The organism is Nakamurella lactea DSM 19367 (genome assembly GCF_000426645.1).
Taxonomy (GTDB): Bacteria; Actinomycetota; Actinomycetes; order Mycobacteriales; family Nakamurellaceae; genus Nakamurella; species Nakamurella lactea.
Genome location: NZ_AUFT01000005.1, coordinates 191,929 through 218,325 on the forward strand (window position 1 = coordinate 191,929; position 26,397 = coordinate 218,325).

Annotated in this window: 22 protein-coding genes and 1 pseudogene; 10 read left to right on the plus strand and 13 right to left on the minus strand. The window is 68.8% G+C overall.

Annotated elements, in window-relative coordinates:
* Window positions 1-60 precede the first annotated feature (60 nt).
* Window positions 61-1,668 carry a DHA2 family efflux MFS transporter permease subunit gene (locus K340_RS27375; protein WP_084614027.1) on the minus strand — a complete coding sequence of 536 codons (1,608 nt, stop codon included), beginning with the start codon at window positions 1,666-1,668 and terminating at the stop codon, window positions 61-63.
* 377 nt (window positions 1,669-2,045) lie between these two features.
* Between K340_RS27375 and K340_RS0104155 the strand changes: the two genes are divergently transcribed.
* Window positions 2,046-4,349: an FdhF/YdeP family oxidoreductase gene (locus tag K340_RS0104155; protein ID WP_029135784.1), complete on the plus strand. Its 2,304-nt coding sequence runs from the start codon at window positions 2,046-2,048 to the stop codon at window positions 4,347-4,349.
* 4 nt (window positions 4,350-4,353) lie between these two features.
* On the opposite strand, the gene K340_RS0104160 is transcribed toward K340_RS0104155, so the two are convergent.
* Genes K340_RS0104160 through K340_RS27380 form a run of 3 tightly spaced genes read right to left on the minus strand, consistent with a single transcriptional unit; the run spans window position 4,354 to window position 7,123 of the window.
* Entirely contained in the window at window positions 4,354-5,577 is a 1,224-nt protein-coding gene (locus K340_RS0104160) for a metal-dependent hydrolase family protein (protein ID WP_029135785.1), read from the minus strand.
* 52 nt (window positions 5,578-5,629) lie between these two features.
* The gene (locus tag K340_RS0104165; protein ID WP_037362647.1) at window positions 5,630-6,301 is read right to left on the minus strand and encodes an MBL fold metallo-hydrolase; all 672 of its coding nucleotides are present in this window, start codon (window positions 6,299-6,301) and stop codon (window positions 5,630-5,632) included.
* Window positions 6,302-6,316: 15 nt separating this feature from the next.
* Entirely contained in the window at window positions 6,317-7,123 is an 807-nt protein-coding gene (locus K340_RS27380) for a maleylpyruvate isomerase family mycothiol-dependent enzyme (RefSeq protein ID WP_051265033.1), read from the minus strand.
* 115 nt (window positions 7,124-7,238) lie between these two features.
* Here K340_RS27380 and uvrA point away from each other — a divergent pair.
* The 3 genes and pseudogenes from uvrA to hisG all read left to right on the plus strand — a co-directional run.
* A pseudogene (gene uvrA / locus K340_RS27385) lies at window positions 7,239-10,077 on the plus strand (excinuclease ABC subunit UvrA); the annotation flags it as partial.
* 333 nt (window positions 10,078-10,410) lie between these two features.
* Window positions 10,411-10,674, plus strand: coding sequence for a phosphoribosyl-ATP diphosphatase (locus tag K340_RS0104180; protein WP_029135787.1), 264 nt, complete (start codon window positions 10,411-10,413; stop codon window positions 10,672-10,674).
* A 115-nt stretch (window positions 10,675-10,789) separates the two neighbouring features.
* On the plus strand, window positions 10,790-11,635 hold the full coding sequence (hisG, locus tag K340_RS0104185; protein WP_029135788.1) for an ATP phosphoribosyltransferase: 846 nt from the start codon (window positions 10,790-10,792) through the stop codon (window positions 11,633-11,635).
* A gap of 21 nt (window positions 11,636-11,656) precedes the next feature.
* On the opposite strand, the gene K340_RS0104190 is transcribed toward hisG, so the two are convergent.
* Window positions 11,657-12,460 (minus strand): thioesterase family protein, encoded by an 804-nt coding sequence (locus tag K340_RS0104190; RefSeq protein ID WP_029135789.1) that lies wholly within the window; start codon window positions 12,458-12,460, stop codon window positions 11,657-11,659.
* Window positions 12,461-12,513: 53 nt separating this feature from the next.
* On the minus strand, window positions 12,514-12,666 hold the full coding sequence (locus K340_RS35680; RefSeq protein ID WP_154674066.1) for a hypothetical protein: 153 nt from the start codon (window positions 12,664-12,666) through the stop codon (window positions 12,514-12,516).
* Window positions 12,667-12,737: 71 nt separating this feature from the next.
* Here K340_RS35680 and K340_RS0104200 point away from each other — a divergent pair, with 71 nt between their 5' ends.
* Complete coding sequence (locus tag K340_RS0104200; protein ID WP_154674067.1) at window positions 12,738-13,847, plus strand: M50 family metallopeptidase; 1,110 nt, start codon at window positions 12,738-12,740, stop codon at window positions 13,845-13,847.
* Window positions 13,844-14,674, plus strand: coding sequence for a tRNA (adenine-N1)-methyltransferase (locus tag K340_RS0104205; protein WP_029135791.1), 831 nt, complete (start codon window positions 13,844-13,846; stop codon window positions 14,672-14,674). The genes K340_RS0104200 and K340_RS0104205 overlap by 4 nt, the downstream gene beginning before the upstream one ends.
* 63 nt (window positions 14,675-14,737) lie before the next feature.
* On the opposite strand, the gene K340_RS0104210 is transcribed toward K340_RS0104205, so the two are convergent.
* Entirely contained in the window at window positions 14,738-15,604 is an 867-nt protein-coding gene (locus K340_RS0104210) for a hypothetical protein (RefSeq protein WP_154674068.1), read from the minus strand.
* Window positions 15,605-15,707: 103 nt separating this feature from the next.
* On the minus strand, window positions 15,708-16,196 hold the full coding sequence (locus K340_RS0104215; protein ID WP_029135793.1) for an Rv0361 family membrane protein: 489 nt from the start codon (window positions 16,194-16,196) through the stop codon (window positions 15,708-15,710).
* Between the two features lie 288 nt (window positions 16,197-16,484).
* On the opposite strand from K340_RS0104215, the gene arc reads away from it, so the two are divergent.
* The gene (arc, locus tag K340_RS0104220) at window positions 16,485-18,200 is read left to right on the plus strand and encodes a proteasome ATPase (RefSeq protein WP_084614078.1); all 1,716 of its coding nucleotides are present in this window, start codon (window positions 16,485-16,487) and stop codon (window positions 18,198-18,200) included.
* Between the two features lie 36 nt (window positions 18,201-18,236).
* Here arc and K340_RS0104225 read toward each other — a convergent pair whose 3' ends face one another.
* From K340_RS0104225 to K340_RS0104240, 4 genes are all read right to left on the minus strand, one after another.
* The gene (locus K340_RS0104225) at window positions 18,237-18,704 is read right to left on the minus strand and encodes a hypothetical protein (RefSeq protein WP_154674069.1); all 468 of its coding nucleotides are present in this window, start codon (window positions 18,702-18,704) and stop codon (window positions 18,237-18,239) included.
* Between the two features lie 253 nt (window positions 18,705-18,957).
* Window positions 18,958-19,764, minus strand: coding sequence for a hypothetical protein (locus tag K340_RS0104230; RefSeq protein ID WP_029135796.1), 807 nt, complete (start codon window positions 19,762-19,764; stop codon window positions 18,958-18,960).
* A 149-nt stretch (window positions 19,765-19,913) separates the two neighbouring features.
* Window positions 19,914-20,738, minus strand: coding sequence for an ABC transporter permease (locus K340_RS0104235; protein WP_084614030.1), 825 nt, complete (start codon window positions 20,736-20,738; stop codon window positions 19,914-19,916).
* Window positions 20,735-21,736, minus strand: coding sequence for an ATP-binding cassette domain-containing protein (locus tag K340_RS0104240; protein WP_211229257.1), 1,002 nt, complete (start codon window positions 21,734-21,736; stop codon window positions 20,735-20,737). Before K340_RS0104240 ends, K340_RS0104235 begins: the two co-directional genes overlap by 4 nt.
* Before the next feature lie 64 nt (window positions 21,737-21,800).
* Between K340_RS0104240 and K340_RS27390 the strand changes: the two genes are divergently transcribed.
* Window positions 21,801-22,649: a TetR/AcrR family transcriptional regulator gene (locus K340_RS27390; RefSeq protein ID WP_051265035.1), complete on the plus strand. Its 849-nt coding sequence runs from the start codon at window positions 21,801-21,803 to the stop codon at window positions 22,647-22,649.
* Window positions 22,646-23,398, plus strand: coding sequence for an SDR family oxidoreductase (locus K340_RS0104250; RefSeq protein WP_037362649.1), 753 nt, complete (start codon window positions 22,646-22,648; stop codon window positions 23,396-23,398). The genes K340_RS27390 and K340_RS0104250 overlap by 4 nt, the downstream gene beginning before the upstream one ends.
* A gap of 127 nt (window positions 23,399-23,525) precedes the next feature.
* Here K340_RS0104250 and K340_RS0104255 read toward each other — a convergent pair whose 3' ends face one another.
* Window positions 23,526-24,674, minus strand: coding sequence for a GNAT family N-acetyltransferase (locus K340_RS0104255; protein ID WP_051265037.1), 1,149 nt, complete (start codon window positions 24,672-24,674; stop codon window positions 23,526-23,528).
* Between the two features lie 102 nt (window positions 24,675-24,776).
* Here K340_RS0104255 and dop point away from each other — a divergent pair, with 102 nt between their 5' ends.
* Window positions 24,777-26,294 (plus strand): depupylase/deamidase Dop, encoded by a 1,518-nt coding sequence (dop, locus tag K340_RS0104260; protein ID WP_029135801.1) that lies wholly within the window; start codon window positions 24,777-24,779, stop codon window positions 26,292-26,294.
* The last annotated feature ends 103 nt before the right edge of the window (window positions 26,295-26,397 follow it).

The window sequence follows — 26,397 nt, forward strand, 5'->3', positions numbered from 1 at the left end:
CAGGGACGCGAAAACGCCCGGCCGAGTCTCGGCCGGGCGTTTTCGCGTGGGGTGATGAGGTCAGTGCATCATCGCGGCTGCTGCGGCCGGGTCGACGGTCGACTCCTGCCGCTTGCGGGGCAGGAAGAACGCCGGGATCAGCGTCAGTGCCACCAGGATCAGCGCGATCAGCGACGTCGAACCGAAGGCGTCGGCGGCGACCGTCAGCCCGTGCAGTTGCAGGGCGTCCGCCGGGACTCCCTGCTGCTGCGCGACCGCATCCAGCATCGCCGGGCCGTTGACCGGATCCGCGTTGGACAGGATCGCCAGGCCGGCGGTCGGGTCCTTCTTGAGGAAGTTCGTCAACAGCACCGAGATCACCGCGGTACCGATCGACGCCGCCACCTGCTGGGTGATGTTCGTCAGCGTCGAACCACGGGCGATCTGATGGTCCCGCAACGTCTTCAGCGCCGCCGTCATGGTGGGCATCATCGTCATGCCCATGCCGAGGCCCATCACGAAGAACGCGCCCGAGGTGACCCAGTAAGAGGTGTCGACGCCCAACATGGTCATCGGGATCAGGCCGATGACGATCAGTACCAGGCCGGTCATCACGAACTTCCCGGGACCGAACTTGTCGGTCAGCGCGCCGGCCAGCGGCATGGTCAGCATGGCGCCGATGCCCATCGGGGCACCGAGCAGCCCCGCGGTCATCGGGGTCTCGCCGCGCACGCCGATGAAGTACTGCGGGAAGATGAACATCGCGCCGAAGAAGGCGATCGCGAACATCGCCATGGTGAGAATCGCGAAGGTCAGCTGACGGTTCTTGAACAGGTGCAGGTCGATCAGTGCGTCGGTCTTGCGGAGTGCGTGCAGCACGAATGCGACGATGAGGACCAGGCCGGCGATCGACCAGATCAGCACCTTGGGCGAGGCGATGGTGCCGGCCTCCGGGATGGACGAGACGCCGAACAGGAACGCGGCCAGGCCGGGGGACAGCAGGGCGAAGCCGAGCACGTCGAACGACTCGGACGGCGTCGGGTTGTCCTTGGGCAGCACCAGCGCCGCGTAGACCAGGCCGATCACGCCGATCGGCAGGTTGATCAGGAAGATCCAGTGCCAGCTGACCGCGTCGATCAGCCAGCCGCCCAGGATCGGGCCACCGATCGGGCCGAGCAGCATCGGGATGCCCAGCACGGCCATCACCCGGCCGACCCGCTCCGGGCCGGCCGCCTTGGTCAGGATGGTCATGCCCAGCGGCATCAGCATGCCGCCGCCGAGGCCCTGGATGGCCCGGAAGACGATCAGCGGGCCGATGTCCCAGGCAGTGGCGCAGAGCACCGAGCCGCCGACGAACAGCAGGATCGAGATCAGGTACAGCCGCTTGGTGCCGAACCGGTCGGCGGCCCAGCCGGTCACCGGGATCACCGCGGCCAACGCCAGCGTGTAGGCGGTGATGGTCCAGGCGGCGAGCGCCGGGCTGGCGCCCCAGGTGGCCTGGAAGGTGTTCTGCGCGACCCCGACGACGGTCATGTCGAGGATGGCCATGATCGAGCCGATCACCACGACGCCGGCGATCTTCAGCACCCTGGCGTCGAGCTTGTCCTTGGGCGCGCGGGTCGCGCCGCCGGTCGCGGCACTCTTGTCGAGCGACGGTCCCGTGTTCTGCGGGTCGGAGGTGGTGGTCATCAGGTCACTTTCGATTGGTGCGGGTGGGGCATTGAGGAGGGAACCGGGCCTGAATCGGCCGTGTCCGAACGTACCGTCGGGCACCGACACTGGTGCTGACCGGTCGAGGTAGCTGGGTGATTCCCGAACGCAACGGGTCGATGCCGGGACGCTGGAATCGTACTGGAAGGTAAGACTGCCGAACGAAGGAATTATCACCCGGGTGTGACCGGTTACTCAGCTTCGTCACCGAATATCGGGGTGAACCCCGAGGCCGGTCAGGGTCCCTGGCGCCGCCCGGAGGCCGGTCGGGCGACTGGCCCGGGCGACCTGGCCGACAGCGGGCGACCGGCGCCCGCAGACACGGCGAACCTATACTCGGTCGGTGGAGACGACCGATGGCTGACCGGCAGCGCCCATCCACCGATCCGGGCGACAGCGGCATCGAGGTCACGCCGCCGAAGACCTGGGCAGCGGGCGTCCCCGGTGTCGCGGTCGCCTTGCAACATGCGCTCCGTGAGATGGGCCCCCGGCGCAGCCTGAAGACGCTCTCCGCAATGAACCAGAAGGACGGGTTCGACTGCATGAGCTGCGCCTGGCCGGACCCGCCGCACCGCAAGGTGGCCGAGTTCTGCGAGAACGGCGCGAAGGCGGTGTCCTGGGAAGCTGATCCGCTGTTGGTGCCGGCGGAGTTCTGGGCCGAGCACCCGGTCGACGACCTGGCCGGCCGTAGCGAGTACTGGCTCGGCCAGCAGGGCCGGCTGACCCAGCCGGTGTACAAGAGCGCCGACTCCGACCACTACACGCCCATCGGCTGGGACGCCGCGTTCGAGATCATCGCCGACGAGTTGAACGGTCTCGACTCGCCGGACCAGGCGACGTTCTACACCAGCGGCCGGGCCAGCAACGAGGCCGCCTATGCCTACCAGTTGTTCGTCAGGGCGTTCGGCACGAACAACCTGCCGGACTGCTCGAACATGTGCCACGAGTCGACCGGGGTGGCGATGGCCGACTCCATCGGCGTCGGCAAATCCACTGTCTCCTATAACGATTTCGCGTTGGCCGACCTGATCATCATCATGGGCCAGAACCCGGGCACCAACCATCCGCGGATGCTCACCACGCTCGAGGAGGCCAAGCGGGAGGGCGCCTCGATCGTGGCGGTCAACCCGTTGCCGGAGGCGGGGTTGCTGCGGTTCAAGAATCCGCAGCGGCCCAGCGGGGTGGTCGGGCGCGGCACCCAACTGGCCGATCAGTTCCTGCAGATCCGGCTCGGCGGCGACCTGGCGCTGATGCAGGCGCTGTGCAAGCGGGTGCTGGAGGCCGAGGACGCCTACGGCAACGCACTCGACCACGAGTTCCTGGCCGAGCACTGCACCGGATTCACCGAGTTCGCCGACCACATCAGGAATCTGGACGACGAGCAGGTGCTGATCGCCACCGGGCTGCGACCCGCCGAGATCGACGAACTCGCGGACCGCTACCTCAAGGCGCGCAGAGTGATCGTCACCTGGGCGATGGGGCTGACCCAGCACCGCAAGGCGGTCGACACCATCCGGGAGATCCTCAACCTGCTGCTGCTCCGCGGGAACATCGGCAAGCCGGGCGCGGGCGCGTCGCCGATCCGCGGGCACAGCAATGTGCAGGGCGACCGGACGATGGGCATCTGGGAGCAGATGCCCGACTCGTTCCTGGACGCGCTGCAGACGGAGTTCGGCTTCGAGCCGCCCCGCAAGCACGGCTTCGACGTGGTCGAGTCGATCCGCCGGATGCGGGACGGCGAGGTCAAGGTGCTGTTCGCGCTCGGCGGCAACCTGGTGTCCGCGGTCTCGGACACGACCGTCGCCGAGGCGGCGATCCGCCGAACCAAGCTCTCGGTGCAGGTTTCCACGAAGCTGAACCGTTCGCACGGGGTGGTGGGCGAGCGGGCCATCATCCTGCCGACCCTCGGCCGGACCGAGATGGATCTGCAGGCGTCGGGTCCGCAGTTCGTCACCGTCGAGGATTCCGTGTGCGCCGTGCACGCCTCGCACGGTGCGGTACCGCCGGTGGCCGACGGGCTGCTGTCCGAGGTGGCGATCGTCAGCCGGCTGGCGGCGGCCACGCTGGGCGACCGGGTCGACGTGGACTGGGCCGGCTTCGAACGCGACTACGACAGCATCCGCGAGCACATCTCGCGCACCGTCCCCGGCTGCGACGGCTACAACGAGAAGGTGCGCTGGGAAGGCGGTTTCGTGCTGCCGCATCCACCGCGGGACGAACGCCGGTTCCCGACAGTGAACGGGTCGGCGCGGCTGACCGTCAACCAGCTGGAACCGATCGTGGTGCCCCCTGGGCGGCTGCTGCTGCAGACCGTGCGATCGCACGATCAGTTCAACACCACCATCTACGGGCTCAACGATCGCTACCGCGGCATCCACCGCGGGCGCCGGGTGGTGTTCGTCAATCCCGACGACCTCGCCGAACTCGGCTTCGCCGACGGCGAAGCCGTCGACCTGCACGGCGAGTGGACGGACGGGGTCGACCGGGTGGTCCGCGACTTCCGGGTGGTGGCCTTCCCGACCGCCCGCGGCTGCGCGGCCGCCTACTTCCCGGAGGCGAACGGGCTGGTCCCGCTGGACAGTGTCGCCGAACGCAGCAACACGCCGACGTCGAAGGCGATCATCCTGCGCTTGGAACGCGCCACGACACCGCGGGTCTGACGAATCAGCCGACGGTCGCCGCACCGGTGGAGACCAGGGCGCCGTCCAGATAGACGCCGCGCACCCGGCCGGCCAGGTTGTCGATGTCCTGCGGGTCGCAGTCCAACAGCACCAGATCGGCGCGCTGCCCCGGCGCCAGCCGGCCGCGATCACCGTCCACCCCGAACAGCTCGGCGGCGCTGGACGTGGTGGCGTGCAACGCTTCCAGCGGCGTCAGCCCGGTGTCCGTGAGGTACCGCAACTCGTCCAGGTTCGATCCGTGCGGACCGACCCCGCAATCGGTGCCCATGGCGATCTTCACCCCGGCGGCGTGCGCCCTGCGGACGCTGTCGTCATGGGCCGCGGCGACCATCTTCGCCTTGTCCACCGACGATTGTGGAATCGAGGCGCCGGCGGCCGCGGCGGCGACGACGGCCCGGGGTGCGTGCAGCGTCGGCACCAGCCAGGTGCCGGCCCGCAGCATCATCTCGATCGCCTCGTCGTCCAGGTAGATGCCGTGTTCGATGGATCGGACGCCGTTGCGGATGGCCGCCTTGATGCCATCGGTGGCCTGGGCGTGCGACATCACGAAGATGCCGGCCGCGGTCGCTTCCTCGACCATCACGGCGATCTCGGCGTCCCGGAAGTGGGCGTGCCGCGGGTCGTCGCGGGCCGACAGCACGCCGCCGGAGGTGGCCACCTTGATCACGTCGGCGCCGTTGCGGATCAGCTCGCGGACCTTCTTGCGCACCTCGTCCGGCCCGTCGACCACCGTGTTCGGCCGTCCAGGGTGCGGCACGAACAACGGCACGTTCACCCCGCAGGCTTCCCAGTCGTCGCCGTGACCGCCGGTCTGCGAGAGCATGCTGATGGCGATCTGCATCCGTGGCCCGGGAATCATTCCGCGGTCAACGGCCTCCTTGATGCCGAGGTCGGCGCCGCCGGCGTCGCGGATCGAGGTGATCCCGATGTCCAGCGTCTTCTTGAGGTTCTGCGCGGCCAGATAGAACGACAGGCTGAACGGCGAGGTCAGCTGGCGCAGCACGTCGAAGCCGTCCATCGTGACGTGCACGTGCGAGTCGAAAAAGCCGGGGGACAGCCACTTTCCGCTGCAATCGACCGACTCGTCACCGTCCAGCCCGGTACCGACGTCGACGATCCGGCCGTTCTCCACCACCAGGTCGCCAGTGCTCGGCTCGGAAACGGTGCCGTCGAACAGGGTTCCGCCGTGGAACAGGATGCGTGTCATTCGTCCGACCTTAGGTGGTGGCCGGCTGCCGCCGCGGTCCGGCCCGGCCGAGTCACCAGCCGCGCTCGCGCCATTCTGCGAGGTGCGGGCGCTCGCTGCCGAGGACGGTGTCGTCACCGTGACCCGGATAGACCCAGGTGTCATCCGGCAACACATCGAAAACCCGCTGCTGCAGGTCGTCCATCAGCGAGGTGAAGTCCTCCGGCGAGCCCGTCTTACCGGGGCCGCCCGGGAACAGCGAGTCGCCGGTGAACAGGTGGGCGCTGCCCTGCGGGTCGCGGTACAGCAGCGCGACCGAGCCCGGGGTGTGGCCGCGCAGCGCGATCACCTCGAGCACGCTGTCGCCGAGCGGAACCGTGCCGCCCTGGTCGAGCGGGACATCGGTGGGGACCGGTAGCTCGTCGGCATCCGGCGCGCCGGCGTACAGGTTGGCCCCGGTCACCCCGGCCACCGCCGGCAGCGCCTGCCAGTGATCGCGATGTCGGTGGGTGGTGACGATGCTGCGCAGCCGCGGCCGGTCCGGCCCGTCGCCGAGCTCGTCGAGGATGCGCTCGCTGTCGGCCGCGGCGTCGATCAGCAGCGCGTCACCGGTGGTCCGGCAGACCAGCAGGTAGGCGTTGTTGTCCATCGGGCCGACGGACATCTTGGTGATGGTGATCGCCGGCAGTTCCCGGGTGGCGGACGGGCCACCCGGTTCGACATGTCCGGAATACGCCAGCTGCATGGTTCTGTGCACCTTTCACCAGGAGGGGAGGGTCGGTCGGGGTCCGTCGAAGATCAGCTCGGCGCCGTCGGTGCGGCCGGTCAGCCAGCCGGCGAGCGCGGCCGCGGTTCCGGTCACCGTCACCGGGTCGGCCGTCGCGGGGTCGGCCGTCGCGGGGTCGGCCGCCACCGGGCCGATGTCGATCCGGTCGCCGTCGATCGGCAGCAGGGCGATGGCCGGTACGTCGTGGGTGCGCACGTAGGTGCGCTGCAGACCGGACAGCAGGGCAGTTGCCTGCTGGTTCGTCAGCTCCGTCAGCCCGCCGTCGATGCCCAGGTCGTGATGATGCAGGAACAGCTCGCAGATCCGGTGGTCGAGCACGACGGCGGCCGGGATCGGCCCACCGGTCCTGGTCCGCACCTGCGTCGACCAGGCAGCCGCGGGCAGGGTGTCGACGGCAGTCAGGAACCGATCGGAGCTGACGACGTAGTCGTCCAGGATCTCCGCCGGGTCACGCCGGGCGCCGGCCTCGACGTCCGCGTCGCGCGCCTGGGTCGAGGCGTACATCGGTGTCTCGATCCCGGTGGCGGCCCACTGCAGGAGGTTGCCGAGCCCGTCGGCATTGCGGGACAAATGGCTGAGCACATGTCCAACCGACCAGTCCGGCAGCCGCGACGGCCCGCGGACGACGGCCGGGTCGAGGCCGGCGATGGCCGCCCTGAGCTCCGCGTCCGCGGCCCGAAGTACCGTCGCCCGTTCCCGGAGGTGCTCCGGATCGGCCGCCGCGGTCGGGTCGGGGGAGTCCGGGCTGGCGCCGACAGCCGCTCGCCGCCGCTCGCTCACTGGTCCGCCCGTCGCTCGCTCACTGGTCCATCGTGCACCATCGACCCCACCCGGATGGTGTGAGCCCGCTCGCTCGGCAGAGCACTGTCGGTGCCGCCGCCTAGCATGGTTCATCGTGACCGAACAGCTGATCGTGCGGGGCGCCCGCGAACACAATCTGCGCAACGTCGACGTGTCGTTGCCGCGGCAATCCCTAGTGGTTTTCACCGGTCTGTCCGGATCGGGGAAGTCGTCGCTGGCGTTCGACACCATTTTCGCCGAGGGGCAGCGCCGGTACGTGGAGTCGCTGTCGTCCTACGCCCGGCAGTTCCTCGGCCAGCTGGAGAAGCCGGACGTCGACTTCATCGAGGGCCTGTCCCCGGCGGTGTCGATCGACCAGAAGTCCACCTCCCGCAACCCGCGGTCGACGGTCGGCACGATCACCGAGATCTACGACTACCTGCGTCTGCTGTACGCCCGGATCGGACACCCGCACTGCCCGATCTGTGGTGAGCCGATCGCCAGGCAGACGCCGCAGCAGATCGTCGACCGGGTGCTGTCGATGGACGAAGGAACCCGCTTCCAGGTGCTCGCCCCGGTGATCAGGGAGCGCAAGGGCGAGTACACGGACCTGCTCGAGGACCTGCAGTCCAAGGGGTTCGCCCGGGCTCGGATCGACGGCGTGGTGTACCGGCTCACCGAGCCTCCCACCCTGAAGAAGCAGGAACGGCACTCGATCGAGGTGGTGGTCGACCGGCTGGTGAACTCGGCGAGTGCCAAGCAGCGGATCACGGATTCGGTGGAGACCGGTCTGCGGCTGGCGAACGGCGTGCTCATCCTGGAGTTCGTCGACCTGGACGAGGACGACCCAGACCGCGAGCGCCGGTTCTCCGAACGGTTGGCCTGCCCGAACGACCACCCGCTGGCGATCGACGAACTGGAGCCGCGGTCGTTCTCGTTCAACTCGCCGTTCGGCGCCTGCCCGGTCTGCACCGGGCTCGGTACCCGCAAGGAGGTCGACCCCGACCTGGTGATCTCCGATCCGGAGATGTCGCTGGCCGAGGGCGCGGTCCGACCGTGGAGCACCGGACAGACCAGCGAGTACTTCACCCGGCTGCTCGGCGGGCTGGCCGACGCGATGGGCTTCTCGATGGACACGCCGTTCGGACGCCTGCCGGCCAAGGCGCAGAAGGCGGTGCTGAACGGGTCCTCCGACCAGGTGCACGTCACCTACCGCAACCGGTACGGCCGGCAGCGGTCGTACTACGCCGAGTTCGAGGGCGTCATCCCGTTCCTGGAGCGCCGGGCGGCGCAGACGGATTCGGACTACGCCAGGGAGAAGTACGAGGGCTACATGCGGGAGGTGCCGTGCCCGGAGTGCCAGGGCACCCGGCTCAAACCGGAGATCCTGTCGGTCACCCTCGAGCACCGCACCCACGGCGGGATGAACATCGCCCAACTGGCCGCGCTCTCGGTGCGCGACGCCGCCCAGTTCTTCCCGGGACTGGTGCTGAACGAACGCGACCGGATGATCGCCGAACGTGTGCTCAAGGAGGTGGACGCCCGGCTCGGATTCCTGCTCGACGTCGGGCTCGACTACCTCTCGTTGGATCGGGCCGCCGGCACCCTGTCCGGCGGCGAGGCCCAGCGGATCAGGCTGGCCACCCAGATCGGGTCCGGGCTGGTCGGGGTGCTCTATGTACTCGACGAGCCGTCCATCGGCCTGCACCAGCGGGACAACCACCGACTGATCCAGACGCTGACCCGGCTGCGGGATCTCGGCAACACGCTGATCGTGGTGGAACACGACGAGGACACCATCCGGACCGCCGACTGGGTGGTCGACATCGGGCCCGGTGCCGGCGAGCACGGCGGCAAGGTGGTGGTATCCGGGACGGTGGCCGAACTGGAGGCGTCCGAGGAATCCGTCACCGGCGCCTACCTGTCGGGCCGCAAGGAGATCGCCGTCCCGTTGATCCGCCGGCCGGCCGACCGCAAACGGAAGCTGACGGTCGTCGGTGCGCGCGAGCACAACCTGCGGGACATCACCGTCGACTTCCCGTTGGGTCAGCTGATCGCGGTGACCGGGGTGTCCGGGTCCGGCAAATCGTCGCTGGTCAACGACATCCTGTACACCGTGCTGGCGAACCGGGTGAACGGTGCCCGGCTGGTGCCCGGTCGGCACACCAGGGTCATCGGACTCGACGAGGTGGACAAGGTGGTGGGCGTCGACCAGTCACCGATCGGCCGCACCCCGCGGTCGAACCCGGCCACCTACACCGGGGTCTTCGACAAGATCCGCACCCTGTTCGCCTCCACCACCGAGGCGAAGGTCCGCGGCTACCAGCAGGGCCGGTTCTCGTTCAACGTCAAGGGCGGCCGCTGCGAGGCCTGCGCCGGCGACGGCACGCTGAAGATCGAGATGAACTTCCTGCCGGACATCTACGTACCGTGCGAGGTCTGCCACGGCGCCCGGTACAACCGGGAGACGCTTGAGGTCCACTACAAGGGCAAGAACATCGCCGAGGTGCTCGACACCCCGATCGAGGAGGCCGCCGAGTTCTTCGAGCCGATCACCTCGATCCACCGCTACCTCAAGACGCTGGTGGACGTCGGGCTCGGCTACGTCCGGCTCGGTCAGCCGGCGCCGACCCTTTCCGGCGGCGAGGCGCAGCGGGTGAAGCTGGCCTCCGAGCTGCAGAAGCGCTCGACCGGCCGCACCGTTTACGTGCTCGACGAACCCACCACGGGCCTGCACTTCGCCGACGTGGAGAAGCTGCTGCTGGTGCTGAACGGGTTGGTGGACAAGGGGAACACCGTAGTGGTGATCGAGCACAACCTGGACGTGATCAAGACCGCCGACCACATCATCGACATGGGCCCGGAGGGCGGCGCCGGCGGCGGAACGGTGATCGCCGAGGGCACCCCCGAGCAGGTCGCGGCCGATCCGGACTCCTATACCGGGCAGTTCCTGGCGCCGGTGCTGGCCGGTCGGTCCGCCGGCCGGAAGCCCACTGCGCCCCGGGCCAGAACGAAGGCCAAGAGCACCACGAAGGCACCCGCCCGCGCGAAGGCGGCCGGCCGGGCAAAACCGGTGACCGGGGCGAAGCCGACCACGAACGGAACGGCGGCAAGCAACGGGAAGCCGGCGACCAACGGGCAGGTCGCGACCAACGGGCAGGCGGCGAAGAAGGCGCCGGCGCGGCGCTCGGGCTCCGGCGGGACGTCTCGGGCGGCGGCGCGCAAGACGGCGAGTTGACCGGTGCCGGGTGCCCGACCCGATCGGATGCCTGGGACAATGGTCAACTGTGAAGACCTTCGACCAGCTGTTCGCCGAGCTCACCGAGCGGGCAACCAGCCGACCCGCAGGGTCGGGCACCGTCGAGGCGTTGGATGCCGGCGTGCATGCCCAGGGCAAGAAGCTGCTGGAAGAGGCCGGCGAGGTCTGGATCGCCGCCGAACACGAGAGCGATGACGCACTCGCCCTTGAGGTCTCCCAGCTGCTGTACCGCGCCCAGGTGATCCTGATCGGCCGCGGCATCCCGCTCGAGCAGGTCTACCACCATCTGTAGGGTCGGGCCGCTGTGGCATCGCCGCCGCGCGGTCCGATCCGTGAGCATCCCCGTCCTGCTCCCCACCCGGCCGCTGCTCGCCGAGCCGCGCCGAACCCCATAGAAGGTCACCACCATGCTGCGAGTTGCCGTCCCCAACAAGGGGACCCTGTCCGCACCGGCCGCCGAGATGCTGCTCGAGGCCGGCTACCGCCAACGCACCGAGGCCCGCGACCTCACGGTGCTCGACCCGGACAACGACGTCGAGTTCTTCTTTCTGCGCCCCAAGGACATAGCCATCTACGTCGGTTCCGGAGAGCTGGACCTCGGCATCACCGGGCGTGATCTGGCCTCCGACACCGTCGGCGGCGTCACCGAACTGGTCGAGCTCGGGTTCGGCCACTCGACTTTCCGCTATGCCGCGCCGGTCGGCACCGAGTGGACCGTCGAGGCCCTCGACGGCAAGCGGGTGGCCAGCGCCTATCCGCACCTGGTGCGGGCGGACCTGCAGCGGCGCGGTGTCACCGCCGAGGTGATCAGGTTGGACGGCGCCGTGGAGATCTCCATCCAACTCGGCCTGGCCGACGCGATCGCCGACGTCGTCGGCTCCGGGCGGACGTTGCGGCAGAACGGGCTGACCGCCTTCGGTGACGTCATCCTGGCGTCCCAGGCGGTACTGATCGCCAGGGCGGACGCCGACGTGTCGCCGGCCGCCAGGCAACTGGCGAACCGGTTGCAGGGCGTGGTGTTCGCCAACCAGTACCTGATGCTGGACTACGACTGTCCGAAAAGACTGCTGGACGCGGCCGTCGAGATCACCCCCGGGCTCGAGTCGCCGACGGTGTCGCCGATGGCCGATCCGGAATGGGTGGCGGTGCGGGCGATGGTCAAACGCTCCGCTTCCAACCAGGTGATGGACGATCTGGCGGCACTCGGGGCGAAGGCGATCCTGGCCAGCGACATCCGGTCCTGCCGCCTCTGAGGTGACTGGCGGTCGGAGCGCTCAGCCGCGGCGCCGAATCGTCAGCGACTGGGCGGCGATGCCGATCGGGCCCTGCTCGTCGTGCAGCACCGAGGAGGTGAGGCCGACGCCTTCCGGCCCGAAGCTGACCGAGGTGTCCAGGCCGAGCCACCTGCCCCGCGGCTGTCGCACGAAATGGATCGTCAGATCGGTGTTGGGGAACAGCAACTCGGCCGGATCCACCCGGACCGCGATCCCGTTCGCGCTGTCGATCAGCCCGACGTAGCCGGCCAGGTTGCCGGCCGCCCGGCCCTCGATCAGCGGATGTTCGGTCCGGATCCACACCCGCCCGCGCCCGGGCCGTCGGCCCGGAACGACCCGGAACTCCAACCCGGCGATGAAGCCGCCCTCCCAGGTGCTGGTGCCGTCCCAGGGCTCGGCCGAGTCCGGACCCGGCATGGTCGGTAGCTCGGAACCGGCGACGTCGGAGGTGTCGGCGACCGCCAGCCGCCAGGCGGTGGCCCGGACCAGGGTCCGGCCGCCGGCCGACATCTCGGCCTGCACCAGCTCGATCGTCCGGCCGGGACGGATCACCGAAGCGGCGACCTGCACCTCGCGGCGATGGATCATCCCGAGAATGTCGAAGGAGATCCGGGACGTCACCAGATCGGTTCTGTCCGAACAGTTCTCGATCGCCTCGGTGAGCAGCCCGGAGGCAGGTGCCATGTGTTGCTCGGCTGAGTTCCAGGCGCCCTCGGTGTGCACGGTCGGTAGGTACCGGCCGTCGCCCAGCGGTATGTAGAGGGCGTCACTGTCCGGGTCGGCGGACGGCTGCGCGGAAGTCACCGGTCGAGGGTAGCTGCCGCCACCCGGAGCCGGGGCCGGCGCCTGCCGGCGACTCAGCTCCGCTCGTTCGGCAGGTCCGGGAACGGCTGCAGGATGGCGAAGTACTGGTAGGTGCTGCGCTCCGGATCCCGGCCGGCGGTCCGCTCCTCCCAGGCCGAGACGAGCTCGGTGATCTCCTGGTCGAGTCGCTCGTCAGATTGCCGCATCCGTCGGCAGTTGACGATCGGCTGTCGCCGGCCCTGCGCATCGGGCCAGGGATGGTCCCTAGGCTGTGTCCATGGCACCAGCACGGGCAACCCGATCGCCGGGCACCCAGCTGGGTCGGATCGCCGGGGTGCCCATCCTGCTGACCCGCAGCTGGCCGGTGTCGTTGCTGATCGTGGTGGTCGTCGTCGCGGTGCTCGCCGGTCGGGTGCTGCCGGATCGCACTGCCTTGTCCCTGGGTCTGGCCGCGGTCGCGTTGACCTTGTTGCTGATGGTCAGCGTGCTGCTGCACGAGCTCGGCCACCTGTTCGCGGCCCGCTCGGTCGGCCGCCGGGTGGTCCGGATCCGCTTCGACGTGCTGAGCGGGCAGACCGATCTGATCGGGTCGGCAGGGGCCGGCCGGGACGCCTGGGTCGCGATCGCCGGGCCGGCCATGTCCGCGGTCTGTTCGGCCGCCGGATTCGCTGCCGCCCAGCTCTTCGACTCCCGCACCACGCCGTGGCTGCTGGCGATGGCGATCGGGGTCACCAACGCGCTGCTGACGATCTTCAACCTGTTGCCCGCCTACCCGTTGGACGGCGGGGAGGTGGTGCGGATGGCGGTGTGGCGGATCAGCGGCAGTTGGCGCACCGGCAGTATCGCCGGCTACCTGTCCACCTCGGTGGTGTGCGCCGGACTGCTGGTGCTGGCCGCCCTGGTCTGGTTCAACGGTCCGCCGGGCGCGGCCGCGCAGGCGGTGGTGATCGTTGCTCTGGTGGTCCATCTGGCGGCAACCGCCATGGTGGAGTGGCGCCGCGAGGCCCAGGAACTCGGTGACGACCCGGACGGCCCCGACGGCCCGGCGGATCCGGAGTCGCCGGCCGGCCGGCTGGCCGCCGCACTCATCGGGGCGAGTGTGCCGGTGGTCGGGGCGGCGGCCGGCGCCGACCTGCGGCCGGTGAACCCGACCGACGTGGTGCTCACCACCGACGGCCCGGCCGAGCTGCGGGACGCCCTGGCGAGGAGCTCGGGGCAGACCTTCCTGCTGGTCGACGACGAGGGCCTGGCGGCCGGCGTTTTGGCCAGGGCCGAGTTGACCCGGATACTCGACACCGACAACCGTGACAACGACAGCAGTGGCCTTCCAGGCGCCGAGCCGGCGGGAGCCCCACCCGCCGACCGACGATCCGAGGAAACATCATGAGCGAGCTTGCGCGCGAATTCGTCGTGGGCGACCGCGTGCAGTTGACCGACACCAAGGGCCGCAAGTACACGGTGATCCTGGAGACCGGCGCGCAGTTCCACACCCATCGCGGCGCCATCGACCACGACCTGCTGATCGGTGTCCCCGAGGGAAGCGTGGTGAACTCCGCGAACGGCACGCCCTACCTGGCGCTCCGGCCGCTGCTCACCGACTACGTGTTGTCGATGCCGCGCGGTGCCGCGGTGATCTACCCGAAGGACGCCGCCCAGATCGTGCACTGGGGCGACATCTTCCCCGGCGCCACCGTGCTGGAGGCCGGCGCCGGCTCCGGCGCGTTGACCTGTTCGCTGTTGCGGGCGGTCGGGCCGACCGGCTCGGTGATCTCCTACGAGGTCCGGGAGGACCACGCCGAGCATGCCGAACGCAACGTTCAGCGGTTCTTCGGCGAGCATCCGGAGAACTGGTCGCTGCGGATCGCCGACATGGCCGTGCACACGGGCGAGGTGGACCGGATCGTGCTGGACATGCTGGAACCATGGGCGATGCTGCCGACGGTCAGCGCCAACCTGGTGCCCGGCGGGGTGCTGATCGTCTACGTGGCGAGCACCACCCAGTTGTCCAGGGTCGCCGAGGCGCTGCGCGAGGACGGCGGCTACACGGAACCGCAGGCCTGGGAGTCGATGCACCGCGAATGGCATCTGGTCGGCCTGGCGGTCCGCCCGGAGCACCGGATGATCGGGCACACCGCGTTCCTGCTGTCGGCCCGCAAACTCGCGCCCGGGGTCAGTACCCCGCGTCCGCAGCGCCGGCCGACCGCCACTCGCTGATCCACCGGTGTGCCGTCAGCCCGGGCCCGCGGCCGGGGGATCGGTCGGCCGCACTGCGCCCGGTCAGGCCAGGCAGATGGTCCAGCTGTCGTCCTCGAGGACCATCGGCACGGCGCCGGTCTGCTCCCCGGCGTTGGTCGACGAGTAGGTGATCCCGAACGAGCCCTTCTTGCCGTTGACGGCCGCGTTGCCCGGCTTCATCGAGCCCTGCTCCAGCCCGCCGAACAACTCACCGGCGCTGATGCCGGCGTTGCGAGCGCACATCTGTCGGGTCGCGGCCTCCAGGTCCTGGGCGTTCACCGCCTTCACCCAGGCCTCGCCGACCTGCTGGGCCCGCTTCTGCGACTCCGCCTCGGCCGGATCGGTGGTGAACTCCAGCGATGGGTAGGCACGGATGGTGCCGACCGTCTGCGGTTCGGTCGACGCCGGATCTGCCGGCGTGCCGCTGTCGTTGTTCGTCAGCAGCACGATCACCACGGCGGCCGCGGCCAGCACGATCACCCCGGCCGCCGCGATCCACGGCGTTGCAGACCGCTTCTTTCCCGGGTTCGGTGCACCCGACCAGCCAGGCCCGCCGCCGTAGGGGCCGTTCGGCGGTTGCTGCGGCGGCGGTCCGGCGGGGTACTGCCCGGTCGGCTGGTAGGGCCGGCCGGGCGGCTGCTGCGCAAGATTCCGAGTCGGCGGTCCGGCCGGCACCGGGTATCCGGTGGCCGGGTGCGGGGCTGACGGCGCTGCCGGCCGGTAGTCGGACCGGCCGGCGTCAGCGGGCCGCGGGGCCTGCGGCCCGGGCGCCCACTGTCCCGGTTGCGGTGGGCGCGGTTGCGGTGAGCCCGGTTGCTGCGGGCCGGCGTTGTAGGGAGGTTGCCCGTAGGGCGGCTGACCCCCGGGCTGCGGCCCGCTGGGCCGGTAGGGCGGCGGATTCTCCGTCACGGCTGTTCTCCGTTTTCGTGGGCGGGACTCGTCGGCACAGCGGGGGTGACGCCGGGTGGACAGCGGTGATGCGGACCAGGATGACGCTGATGCGCACGCACGGTCAGTTGCCGAACCCGGCATCGGACAGGCCGCAGATCTCCCACTGCCCGTCGTCACCGGTGCGCTGCAGCGGGATCGTCACATCTTGACGGCCGATACTGGCTCCGGCAACGTTCGCCGACATCGTGAAGACCGCGGTGCCCTTGTCGCTGTCGGCGTCGACCCGGTCGAGGGTGACGTTCACGCTGCCGAGTGCACCCGCCGTCGATTGACCGAAGCCGCGTCGGTCGGTGGAGCACAGCAGTTCCTTCGCCGCATCGACGTTGCTGGAATTCAGCGCGTCGGCGAAGGCCTCGGCGGTGCCGCGGGCCGTCGCCCGGTCGTACGACGGCGCCGACAGCAGCCAGGCGGACAGGCCGCCGCCGACCAGCACCACCGCGAGCACCGTGATCAGCAGCACCCTGGTGTTCGATCGGGTGGGCACCTGTCGGCCGAACCCCGGCGGGCCGGCCGGGCGGTGGGACGACTGCTCGGGTGGTGGTGCACTCATCGGGTGCCCTTCGCGTCGGCGGCGGGACCCCGGTCGGTCCCGTCTGACGCCTGCAGTCTGTCAAATTCCGCGGCCGGTGACGGCCGATTCGCCCGGGATCTCCCGGCGGCGCCGGGCCGGATGCCGCAGTGCCGGCGCGGCACGCCGGTCCGGCCCGGGAAAGTGCGTCGGGGCCACGGGTAGGGTTTTGACTAGGAACGAACGGAGATCCACGTGACCTACAGCGATTCGACGCCTATCTCCGGCGACGACCGGAACGACGGACCCGAGGAGGCGCCAGCGGTCGGGATGAGCCCGGCCCAGTTGCAGACCCAGGTCCGGGTGCTGACCGACGAACTCGCGCAGCTCCGCCGCCGACTGGCCAGTGCACCGATGGACACCCGTCCGCTCGAACGTCAGCTCACCGAGGCCGGCAACCGGATCGCGACGCTCACCGAGCGCAACGAGAAGCTGGTCGTCACCCTCCGCGATGCGCGGACCCAGCTGCTGCAGCTGAAGGAGGAGGTCGACCGGCTGGCGCAGCCACCCAGCGGTTATGGCGTGTTCCTCGGCACCGGACCGGAGTCGTCGGTCGAGGTCTACACGGCCGGCCGGCGGATGCGGTTGTCGGTCTCGCCGAACGTCGACGTCGCGGCGTTGCAGCGGGGTCAACAGCTGCGGCTGAACGAGGCGCTGACCGTGGTCGAGGGGACCGGCTTCGACGTGGTGGGTGAGGTCAGCACGCTGCGTGAAGTGCTGGACGACCACCGCGCACTGGTGGTCGGCCATGCCGACGAGGAGCGGGTGGTGCATCTGGCCGCGCCGCTGTTGGACAGCCCGCTCAAGCCGGGGGACTCGCTGCTGGTGGACACCAAGGCCGGGTACGCCTACGAGCGGGTGCCGAAGTCCGAGGTCGAGGACCTGGTGCTGGAGGAGGTTCCGGACGTCGCCTACTCCGACATCGGCGGCCTCGGCCGGCAGATCGAACAGATCAGGGACGCGGTCGAGCTGCCGTTCCTGCATGCCGAGCTGTTCCATGAGTACCAGCTGCGGCCGCCGAAGGGTGTACTGCTGTACGGCCCGCCAGGCTGCGGCAAGACGTTGATCGCCAAGGCCGTGGCCAACTCACTCGCCAAGCAGGTCGCCAGGGCCCGCGGCGAGGAGAAGGTGATGAGCTACTTCTTGAACATCAAGGGCCCCGAGCTGCTGAACAAGTACGTCGGCGAGACCGAACGGACCATCCGGCTGATCTTCCAACGGGCCAGGGAAAAGGCCTCCGAGGGCACTCCGGTGATCGTCTTCTTCGACGAGATGGACTCGGTGTTCCGGACCAGGGGGACCGGCGTCTCCTCGGACGTCGAGACCACCATCGTTCCGCAGCTGCTCAGCGAGATCGACGGCGTCGAGGGCCTGGAGAACGTCATCGTGATCGGCGCCTCGAACCGCGAGGACATGATCGACCCGGCCATCCTGCGGCCCGGCCGGCTGGACGTGAAGATCAAGATCGAGCGGCCGGACGCCGAGGCGGCCAGGGACATCTTCGCCAAGTATCTGACGCCCGGTCTGCCGATCAACGCCGACGATCTGGCCGAGAACGCCGGCAACCGGGAGGCGACCATCGCCGGGATGATCCAGCTGACGGTCGAGCGGATGTACGCCGAGACCGACGAGAACCGGTTCCTCGAGGTGACCTACGCCAACGGCGACAAGGAAGTGTTGTACTTCAAGGACTTCAACTCGGGCGCGATGATCCAGAACATCGTCGACCGGGCCAAGAAGGCCGCCATCAAGGCGAAGATCGAGACCGGCGCCTCCGGGCTACGGGTCGGGCATCTGCAGGAGGCGATCGTCGACGAGTTCGCCGAGAACGAGGACCTGCCGAACACCACCAACCCGGACGACTGGGCGCGCATCTCCGGCAAGAAGGGGGAGCGGATCGTCTACATCCGCACCCTGGTGTCCGGCAAGCAGTCCGAGGGATCACGGGCCATCGACACCGCCCCCAGCACCGGCCAGTACCTCTAGTTTCCGGGCGGCCGCTGGCGGCCGACGACACTCGGCCTACCAGAAGTACAAGAAGACCTTCTCGGTGAACGGATCGACCTGGTCCGGTCTGGGTGGGCCGTACTCCCAGTCGATGCGCACGGACATCGTGGTCGTCGGCAGCTCGATCGGGTCCCTCAACCCCTGTGGTGGAGCTGCTATCGATTCGACAGTGAGTTCGCGGCTGCCGAGGTTGATCGGGGCCGGGCTGCTCCAGGAGAGCGCGGGTTCGGTCGATTCTGGGTGAGGTTCGGGGGTGCCGATCGTGACACCGATCAGGATCGGACCCGGGTCCGACTTGATCGGAATGCAGATTCCTTCGCCTGGGTACACGTTGACATGCCGTGGTGGATCGTGCTCAGGCAGGTCGTCCTCAGGATCATCCCGGAATAATGGAGTCATGATCTGCGACGCTCCTGGAGGAGTTCGCACACAGAAAAAGTGATAGCCGACCAGGGCCTCGCCTGTATGACGCTGAACGTTCACCGGATCTCCAGGGTCGCTGGTTCGTCGGCCGGGCACCGGCAGATCAGAAACGTCGGCGTCAGGGATTTGGTAGAGATCGAAGATGCTGGTGCTAGTAGGAAGTCCGCTTGACCTGGATCGGGCCGACTGTCTGATGTGCCACAGACATACAGTACGAAAGTTCGGGGGGCCATCGGCACCGCCCCGAGCACCGGCCGGTACCTGTAACGGCGTACTCGGCCGGCGCTGCGGGCCGCACCCTTCGGGTGTGCGATCAGCAGTTCACCACGACCGAGGCATACGCCCGGGCTGCGGCGCCGTTCGAGTCGGTCACCCTGACGACGAACGAGTTGCTGGACGTGTAAACGGCACTGGCGATGTATCCGGCGGATTCAGCGGTGGCCTGGATATCGCAGTAGAGGATATCGCGCCGGACCGAGACGACAATCTGACCCGGGGAGGCGAGCGAGCTGGAGTACCCGGAGATCATCCCGGTGGACGAATACATGTCGGCGAACTGGGTGGTCGATGCGGTGAGGATGTCGGCGTAGATGGCTTCGTTCCAGTAGCCGGCCACGTCGACCACCAGATCGACCGGCCCGCCGAACGAGTGCACCTTCACCCCGCTGCTGCTCATCGTGATGTTCGCACCCGTGGTGGTGCTGGACGATCCCCACTGCAGCACGGTCTGGGACGGCTCCGCCGCGCCGTTCGCCCAGGCCCGCAGGTAGCCGGCGTGGGTGGGGGTGATCGCCGACAGCGAGACGGTCAGCGAGGTGGCGTAGGAGGGGATCGCCGGGCACTTGGTCAACGGGATCGTCCTGGTCGAGTTGGATGCCAGCCGGGTGGTGCTCCGCGAGTCGTAGAGCCGGCACGCGGTGGCCAGCTGCGTGTACTCGCGTTTGATGGTGGCATTCTTGCTCCCGATCGCCAGCGGGACAGGTGTGGAGACGGCGTTGGTTTGATCGCCGAGGTCGGCGGACGGTTTCGGCGGGGGCGCGGGCGTCGGCGATCCGGAGGCAGCGGTGACGCCGCCCACCAGCAAGGCACCGGTGATCAGGGCGATCAGATAGCGCTTCATGGGCTGTTCCTCACGACGAGTCGAAGGCGGCCGGGCGGCCGACTTCGTCGGTTCTGCACTGCTGTCGATCTGCACTGCAGAGTCGGCGGAGCGGTCCGCGAATACCCGTACTCGTCGCGCGACCTGCCGGCCTCGTCGGGGTCGTCAGATCAGCGGGTCTTGCGACGGAACAACAACCCGGCGCCGACCGCCGAGACCGCCAGCACTGCGGCCCATTCGACGGCAGCGATCCACCAGCTGCTGCCGATCACCGAGCCCATCAACAGACCGCGCAGGGTCTCGATCATCGGCGTGATCGGCTGGTGCTCGGCGAACCCGCGCAGCGCTGCCGGCATGGTGTCCGGCGGCACGAACGCGCTGGACACGTACGGCAGGAAGAGCATCACGAAGGTGACGCTGTTGGCCGCTTCCACGCTGCCGACCAGCAGGCCGAGCGCCGCCGACAGGAACGAAACGGCCGTCATGAACAGCACCAGGAAGACAAGCGTCAGCAGCCATTCGACCGGACCGGCCGACGGTCGCCAGCCGATCAGCAGGGCCACCCCGATCACCACAACTGTCGCGAGCAGGTTCCGCACGACACTGGCCACCACATGCCCGATCAGGCAGGCGGAGCCGAAGATCGGCATCGAGCGGAATCGGTCGACAACTCCGGTGACGGCGTCGTTGGCGACATACGTGGCTGTCGAAGCGGCGCCGAAACCCGCACACAGCAGGATGATTCCGGGCACAACGTAGTTGATGTAGTCGGTGCCGACCTCGATCGCGCCGCCGAATACGTAGACGAACAGCAGCATCAGGGCGACCGGCAACATCACGGCCATCACCAGCGCCTCGCCGTCCCGGGACGACCGGCGCAGGCTGCGGCCGACCATCACCCGGACATCGGACAGCACCTCGGCGAGGCCGAGCGAGCTGGACGGGTGGCCGGGCGGGGCGGTAGCGGTGGAGGGTGCCGATGCGGTGACGGTCATGCTGCCTGCTCCTTGTTGTTCGTGTTCGTGGTGCCGGTCAGATCGGCGAAAACGTCATCCAGGGTGGGGCGAGCGGTGGACAGCGACCGGGCCGCGAACCCGCCGAGGGCCAACCGGTCCAGGACGTCCTTGACGGCGTTCGCGGTGCCATCGGTGCCGATCGAGACGGTCGCCGACGAGGCCGTCAGGGTCACCGTCCCGCGAACCGCGGAACCGAGCAGATCGGCGGCGGCGCTGGCGGTCTGCGCGCTGTCGAAGGTGACGTCGAGCAGCTCGCCGCCGGCGCGTTCCTTGAGTTCGTCCGGTGTTCCTTCGGCCGCGACGGCGCCATCGTGCAGGATGCCGATCCGGTCGGCCAGCCGGTCGGCCTCGTCCAGCATCTGGGTGGTCAGCAGGATGGTGGTCCCGCGGGCACCGAGTTCTCGGACCTCGTTCCACAGTTGGTTCCTGCTGACCGGGTCGAGACCGGTGGTCGGCTCGTCCAGGAACAGCAACGGCACCTCGGCGACCAGGCTGACGGCCAGGTCAAGCCGTCGGCGCATACCACCGGAGTAGCCCTTGACCGTCCGGCCGGCGAACTCCGCCAGGTCGAAGGCGCCGATCAGCTCGTCGGCCCGCCGGCGTGCGCCGCGGACGCCGAGTCGGCGGAGCCGGCCCATCATCACCAGGTTCTCCCGGCCGGTCAGCATCTCGTCAACCGCGGCGTGCTGTCCGGTCAGGCTGATGCTGGCCCGGACGGCGCCGGAGTCCGCGGCGACGTCGGACCCGTTTACCGACGCCGAACCGGCGTCGGCGGTGACCAGGGTGCTCAGGATCCGGATCAAGGTGGTCTTGCCGGCGCCGTTCTGCCCGAGTAGGGCGTAGCTGGTGCCGGACAGCACCTGCAGAGAGACGTTGTCCAGCACGACATTCGCGCCGTAGGCCTTGGACAGTGCCCGGACGTCGATCATCAGCGGGCGAGTGGGAAGGCTCTCAGGTTCAGTAACTGTGTATGCCATAACGCGAATGGTTGGTGCCATACGCGGATTTGTCAAGATGAATTTCGCCGGGTACGCATAGGACATGGCCGAACCCGTTCCGCCCGCCGACGATCTGATCCTCGCCGAACTCCCGCCGGGACTCGACGTGCTCTGGGGTCGCAAGGAGCGCGGCCGCACCGGCCCGAAGCCGTCCCTGAGCATCGACACCATCGTCGCCACCGCCATCCGGATCGCCGACGACGAAGGGCTGGCCGCCGTTTCGATGGCCAGGCTCGCCCGCGAACTCGGCTTCAGCACCATGTCGATGTACCGCTACGTCCGGTCCAAGGACGAACTGCACCTGCTGATGTGGAACTCCAGCGCCGCCGGGCTCGGTGAGATCAGCGGCGGCACCTGGCGGGAGCGTCTGGCGGACTGGGCCGAGGCGCAGCGCGCCGCAGTGCTACTGCGTTCCTGGCTCCTGGAGATGCCGCTGGCCGCACCTCCGGCCGGGCCGCAGTCGCTGGCCTTCGTCGAGCAGGCGTTGGCGGCGATGGCGGATACCCCGTTGCGGGAGGCGGAGAAGATGGCCGTGATCGGCGCGGTGTCCATATATTCGCTCGGCGATGCCAGGATGGCGCACCAGGCGGCAAAGGCGGCGGCCGTTACCGGGCAACCGGAGGCTGACTACGGTGCGGTGTTGCGCACCGTGGTGACGGCGGATGAGTACCCGGCGCTGCACCGGCTGGCCTGGTCGCCGGATATGACGGCCCGACCCCGCAGCGAAGAGTTGCCGCCCGGAGTTGACCAGGACCTGCTCGGCTTCCGGTTCGGCCTGAACTGCATCCTGGACGGTATCCAGGCGTTGATCGACCGCCGCGACCCGACCGTCGCCGCCACTGGCAAGATCGGGGGCCGGAGAAAGAGCCGGAAGGACGGATCACCGCGATGAGCAGAACAGCCTTTGTGACCGGGGCGAGTGCCGGATTCGGTGAGGCGACGGTCCGTCGGTTCGTCGCCGAGGGTTGGCGGGTGGTGGCCACCGCCCGCCGGGAGGATCGACTGCGTCGCCTGGCTGACGACCTCGGCGACTCGATTCACGTTGCGGCACTGGATATTCGGGACCTCGGCGCGATCGCCGAAACGGTCGCCGGCCTGCCGTCCGGGTTCGCTGAGATCGATGTGTTGGTGAACAACGCCGGCCTCGCCAAGGGTCTCGGACCTGCCCAGCGGGCCGAGCTGGCCGACTGGGATCAGATGATCGCGACCAACTGCACCGGGCTGGTGCACGTCACCCGAGCGGTGCTGCCGGGCATGGTCGACCGGGGCCGCGGGCACATCGTCAACCTCGGCTCGATCGCCGGCACCTACCCCTACCCGGGCGGCAATGTCTACGGGGCGACGAAGGCGTTCGTGCACCAGTTCAGTCTGAATCTACGCAGCGACCTGCACGGCACCGGCGTCCGGGTGACCTGCATCGAACCGGGCCTCTGCGGCGGCACCGAGTTCTCCGTCGTCCGCTTCGACGGCGACCGGGCGAAGGCAGATGCCGTCTACGAAGGCGTGCAGCCGCTGACCGCCGACGACATTGCCGAGTCGGTGTACTGGTGCACGTCACAGCCGGCGCACGTCAACGTGAACGTCATCGAACTGATGCCGGTGGTGCAGAGTTCCGCGCCGCTGCAGGTCTTCCGGGGCTGATCGTTTCGGATTCGCCGGCAAACTGCTGTATCCGCTCTACTACCAGTCCGAGTTGAATAAGATCGTCGACCATTACCGGACGCCACCGGGAGGAATGGTCCAGCTCGCGCTGTGACCACTGCTTCGCTCAGGGTCGAGACTTGGGCTCGGGCACTGCCTTCTTCCAGGCTCCCTCGGAGCCGATCGGGACGAACCCGACCGCCTCGTTGACGTCCAGCATCGGCCGGTTCTCCTCGGCGTTGAAGGTGGTGACCGAGGGCGTTCGCGGGCTGATGCGTTGCAGCTGTTGAAGATTCGCGATCTTCAGCAGTGTGCCCAGCCGATGGCCCCGGTGCTCGCGCACTACCAGGGTGTCCTCCTGAACGGCCGGCCGGGACGCGTCGGACGGCACCACCAGATTGCTGAAGCCCACGGCCCTGTCGGTGCCGGCGTCGATCGCCGCCACGCTGAGCAGTTGGTCGCCGGCCGCCTCGACCTGCTCGCTGATCTTGGCCACCCGCGCCGGTGTCCAGTCCTCCTCGTCGAACTCCAGGGCGGCACTGGGAGCGTCGGTCACCATCCGGGAGTGCAGGTAGGCCAGATCGTCAACCCAGCGCTCCGGGACGTCGGCCACCCAGGACTCGATCCGGTACCCGTCGGCATGACCGGCGGCCGTGTCGAACCGTTGCTGCAGCGAGGGTTCGGCGACCGGGAAGGTGAGCTTGGAGACCCGCTCCACCTGTTCGAGGGAGTAGCCGTGCCGTCGCAGGAAGCGCACCTCGGGTCGGTCGGCGTCCACCGTGCCGAATCCTGTCGGTGGCGAGATGGTGGTCGCTCCGCCCGGTACGCCGTGCAGTGCCCAGGCCTGGAACACCGAACGACCGTCGGCGGCTGCGGCTGACTCGATGGTCCGCAGGAGTGCGGCTCCGATTCCGGTGCGCCGGTGCTGCGGAAGCACTTCGACCGCCAGGAAGGCGATCCGCGGGGGGCCTTCCGGCTGCCATTCATAGGTGCCGCGACCCACGATGTCGCCGTCCACCCTGGCCAGGAACATGCGCTTGGGCTCGAACTCGAAGTTGTTCCACGCCTGGATCAACTGTTCGGCAGTCGGTTGCAGATCGACCGTGCCGGCGCTCGCGACCTCGATCGCATTGCGCACCTGGACCATGCGGCGGAAATCGGTGCCACCGGGTGCCTCGAGGGTGGCCGGGATGGCGAACTCTTCGATGGTCACCCGGGTGCCGGCCGACGGGTCGCCGTCGTCCTTGTCGAGTGTTCGGGTTGCGGTTCCGTTCATGCGAATCACCCTCCGCGGAGTGAGACTGTCGTCCGGGATGTCCGTTGACTTCAGGGTAGGCAGGGGCGCGATCGGATTTCCGCTGACGATAACGTTGGGGTCATGAGCGCGCGCCGGATCATGGGGACCGAAGTCGAGTACGGGATCTCTGTTCCGGGCGATCCGACGGCCAACCCGGTGATGACCTCGACCCAGGTGGTACTGGCCTACGCCGCGTCGGTGGCGGCGCCGCGGGCCCGCCGGGCCCGGTGGGACTACGAGGTGGAGTCGCCGTTGCGGGACGCCAGGGGCTATGACCTGTCGGCGCTGTTCGGGCAGTCCGTGGATCCGGACGTCGACGACCTCGGTGCGGCGAACGTCATCCTGTCCGACGGTGCGCGGCTGTACGTCGACCACGCCCATCCGGAGTTCTCCGCACCGGAAGTCACCAACCCACTGGACGCCGTGCTGTACGACAAGGCCGGCGAGCGGGTGATGGAACGGGCGGCCCTGCTCGCTTCAGCGGTGCCCGGCACCAAGGCGATCCAGATGTACAAGAACAACGTCGACGGCAAGGGCGCCAGTTACGGAACCCACGAGAACTACTTGTGCAGCCGGGAAACCATGTTCCCGCAACTGATCTCGGGGTTGATGCCGTTCTTCGCCTCGCGTCAGGTGTTCACCGGTTCGGGCCGGGTCGGGATCGGCCGGACCGGCCAGGTGGACGGTTACCAGCTGTCCCAGCGGGCCGACTACATCGAGGTCGAGGTGGGGCTGGAGACAACTCTCAAACGCGGCATCATCAACACCAGGGACGAACCGCACGCGGACGCGGACAAGTACCGACGGCTGCACGTGATCATCGGCGATGCCAACCTCGCGGAGCTGTCCACGTACCTCAAGCTCGGCACGACGGCGATGGTGCTGTCGCTGATCGAGGCGGGTGTCCCGTTGTCCGATCTGGAGCTCGACGGTCCGGTGTCGGCGGTGCACGCGATCTCGCACGATCCGTCGCTGAAGACCACGGTGCCGCTGGCCGACGGCCGCCGAATGACCGGTATCGACCTGCAGCGGGCCTACCACGAGCGGGCCGCCGGGTTCGTCGCAGATCGGTTCGGTGCCGACGCCGACGAGCACACGGTTGCCGTCCTCGACCGTTGGATCGATGTGCTCGACCGGCTGGACACCGACCCGATGCAGCTGGCCGGCGAATTGGACTGGCCGGCGAAACTTCGCCTGCTGGAGGGGTTCCGGCAGCGGGACGGTTTGGGTTGGGGCGCTTCGCGGCTGGCCATGGTCGACCTGCAGTACTCCGACATCCGACTGGACAAGGGGCTGTACAACCGGCTGGTCTCCCGCGGCTCGATGAAGCGGCTGGTGAGCGAGGATGCGGTGCTGGCCGCGATGGTCGACCCGCCCGTCGACACCCGCGCCTACTTCCGTGGACGGTGCGTGTCGAAGTTCGCCGATGCGCTGGCCGCTGCCTCCTGGGACTCGGTGATCTTCGATGTCGGCCGCGAGTCGCTGGTGCGGATCCCGACAATGGAGCCGACCCGCGGTACCAGGGCGCACGTCGGTGAGCTGATGGACAACGCTGCCGACGCTGCCGAACTGGTCGACGCGCTCACCGCCCAGCACTGATACGCCTGGCGGTCGCGCCGGTCGGCGACGAACTGGTCCGCGGCGCGGCGAGCGCCGCCCGAGCGATGTCCGCCGCGCTCGGTAAGGTTTGACTCAGCGGTTC

What these genes read in the sequence shown, in the direction of transcription:
- K340_RS27375 (WP_084614027.1), bottom strand. Translation starts at nt 1,668, where the DNA reads ATGACCACCACCTCCGACCCGCAGAACACGGGACCGTCGCTCGACAAG.
- K340_RS0104155 (WP_029135784.1), top strand. Translation starts at nt 2,046, where the DNA reads ATGGCTGACCGGCAGCGCCCATCCACCGATCCGGGCGACAGCGGCATC.
- K340_RS0104160 (WP_029135785.1), bottom strand. Translation starts at nt 5,577, where the DNA reads ATGACACGCATCCTGTTCCACGGCGGAACCCTGTTCGACGGCACCGTT.
- K340_RS0104165 (WP_037362647.1), bottom strand. Translation starts at nt 6,301, where the DNA reads ATGCAGCTGGCGTATTCCGGACATGTCGAACCGGGTGGCCCGTCCGCC.
- hisG (WP_029135788.1), top strand. Translation starts at nt 10,790, where the DNA reads ATGCTGCGAGTTGCCGTCCCCAACAAGGGGACCCTGTCCGCACCGGCC.
- K340_RS35680 (WP_154674066.1), bottom strand. Translation starts at nt 12,666, where the DNA reads ATGCGGCAATCTGACGAGCGACTCGACCAGGAGATCACCGAGCTCGTC.
- K340_RS0104200 (WP_154674067.1), top strand. Translation starts at nt 12,738, where the DNA reads ATGGCACCAGCACGGGCAACCCGATCGCCGGGCACCCAGCTGGGTCGG.
- K340_RS0104205 (WP_029135791.1), top strand. Translation starts at nt 13,844, where the DNA reads ATGAGCGAGCTTGCGCGCGAATTCGTCGTGGGCGACCGCGTGCAGTTG.
- K340_RS0104215 (WP_029135793.1), bottom strand. Translation starts at nt 16,196, where the DNA reads ATGAGTGCACCACCACCCGAGCAGTCGTCCCACCGCCCGGCCGGCCCG.
- arc (WP_084614078.1), top strand. Translation starts at nt 16,485, where the DNA reads ATGAGCCCGGCCCAGTTGCAGACCCAGGTCCGGGTGCTGACCGACGAA.
- K340_RS0104230 (WP_029135796.1), bottom strand. Translation starts at nt 19,764, where the DNA reads ATGAAGCGCTATCTGATCGCCCTGATCACCGGTGCCTTGCTGGTGGGC.
- K340_RS0104235 (WP_084614030.1), bottom strand. Translation starts at nt 20,738, where the DNA reads ATGACCGTCACCGCATCGGCACCCTCCACCGCTACCGCCCCGCCCGGC.
- K340_RS0104240 (WP_211229257.1), bottom strand. Translation starts at nt 21,736, where the DNA reads ATGGCATACACAGTTACTGAACCTGAGAGCCTTCCCACTCGCCCGCTG.
- K340_RS27390 (WP_051265035.1), top strand. Translation starts at nt 21,801, where the DNA reads ATGGCCGAACCCGTTCCGCCCGCCGACGATCTGATCCTCGCCGAACTC.
- K340_RS0104250 (WP_037362649.1), top strand. Translation starts at nt 22,646, where the DNA reads ATGAGCAGAACAGCCTTTGTGACCGGGGCGAGTGCCGGATTCGGTGAG.
- K340_RS0104255 (WP_051265037.1), bottom strand. Translation starts at nt 24,674, where the DNA reads ATGAACGGAACCGCAACCCGAACACTCGACAAGGACGACGGCGACCCG.
- dop (WP_029135801.1), top strand. Translation starts at nt 24,777, where the DNA reads ATGAGCGCGCGCCGGATCATGGGGACCGAAGTCGAGTACGGGATCTCT.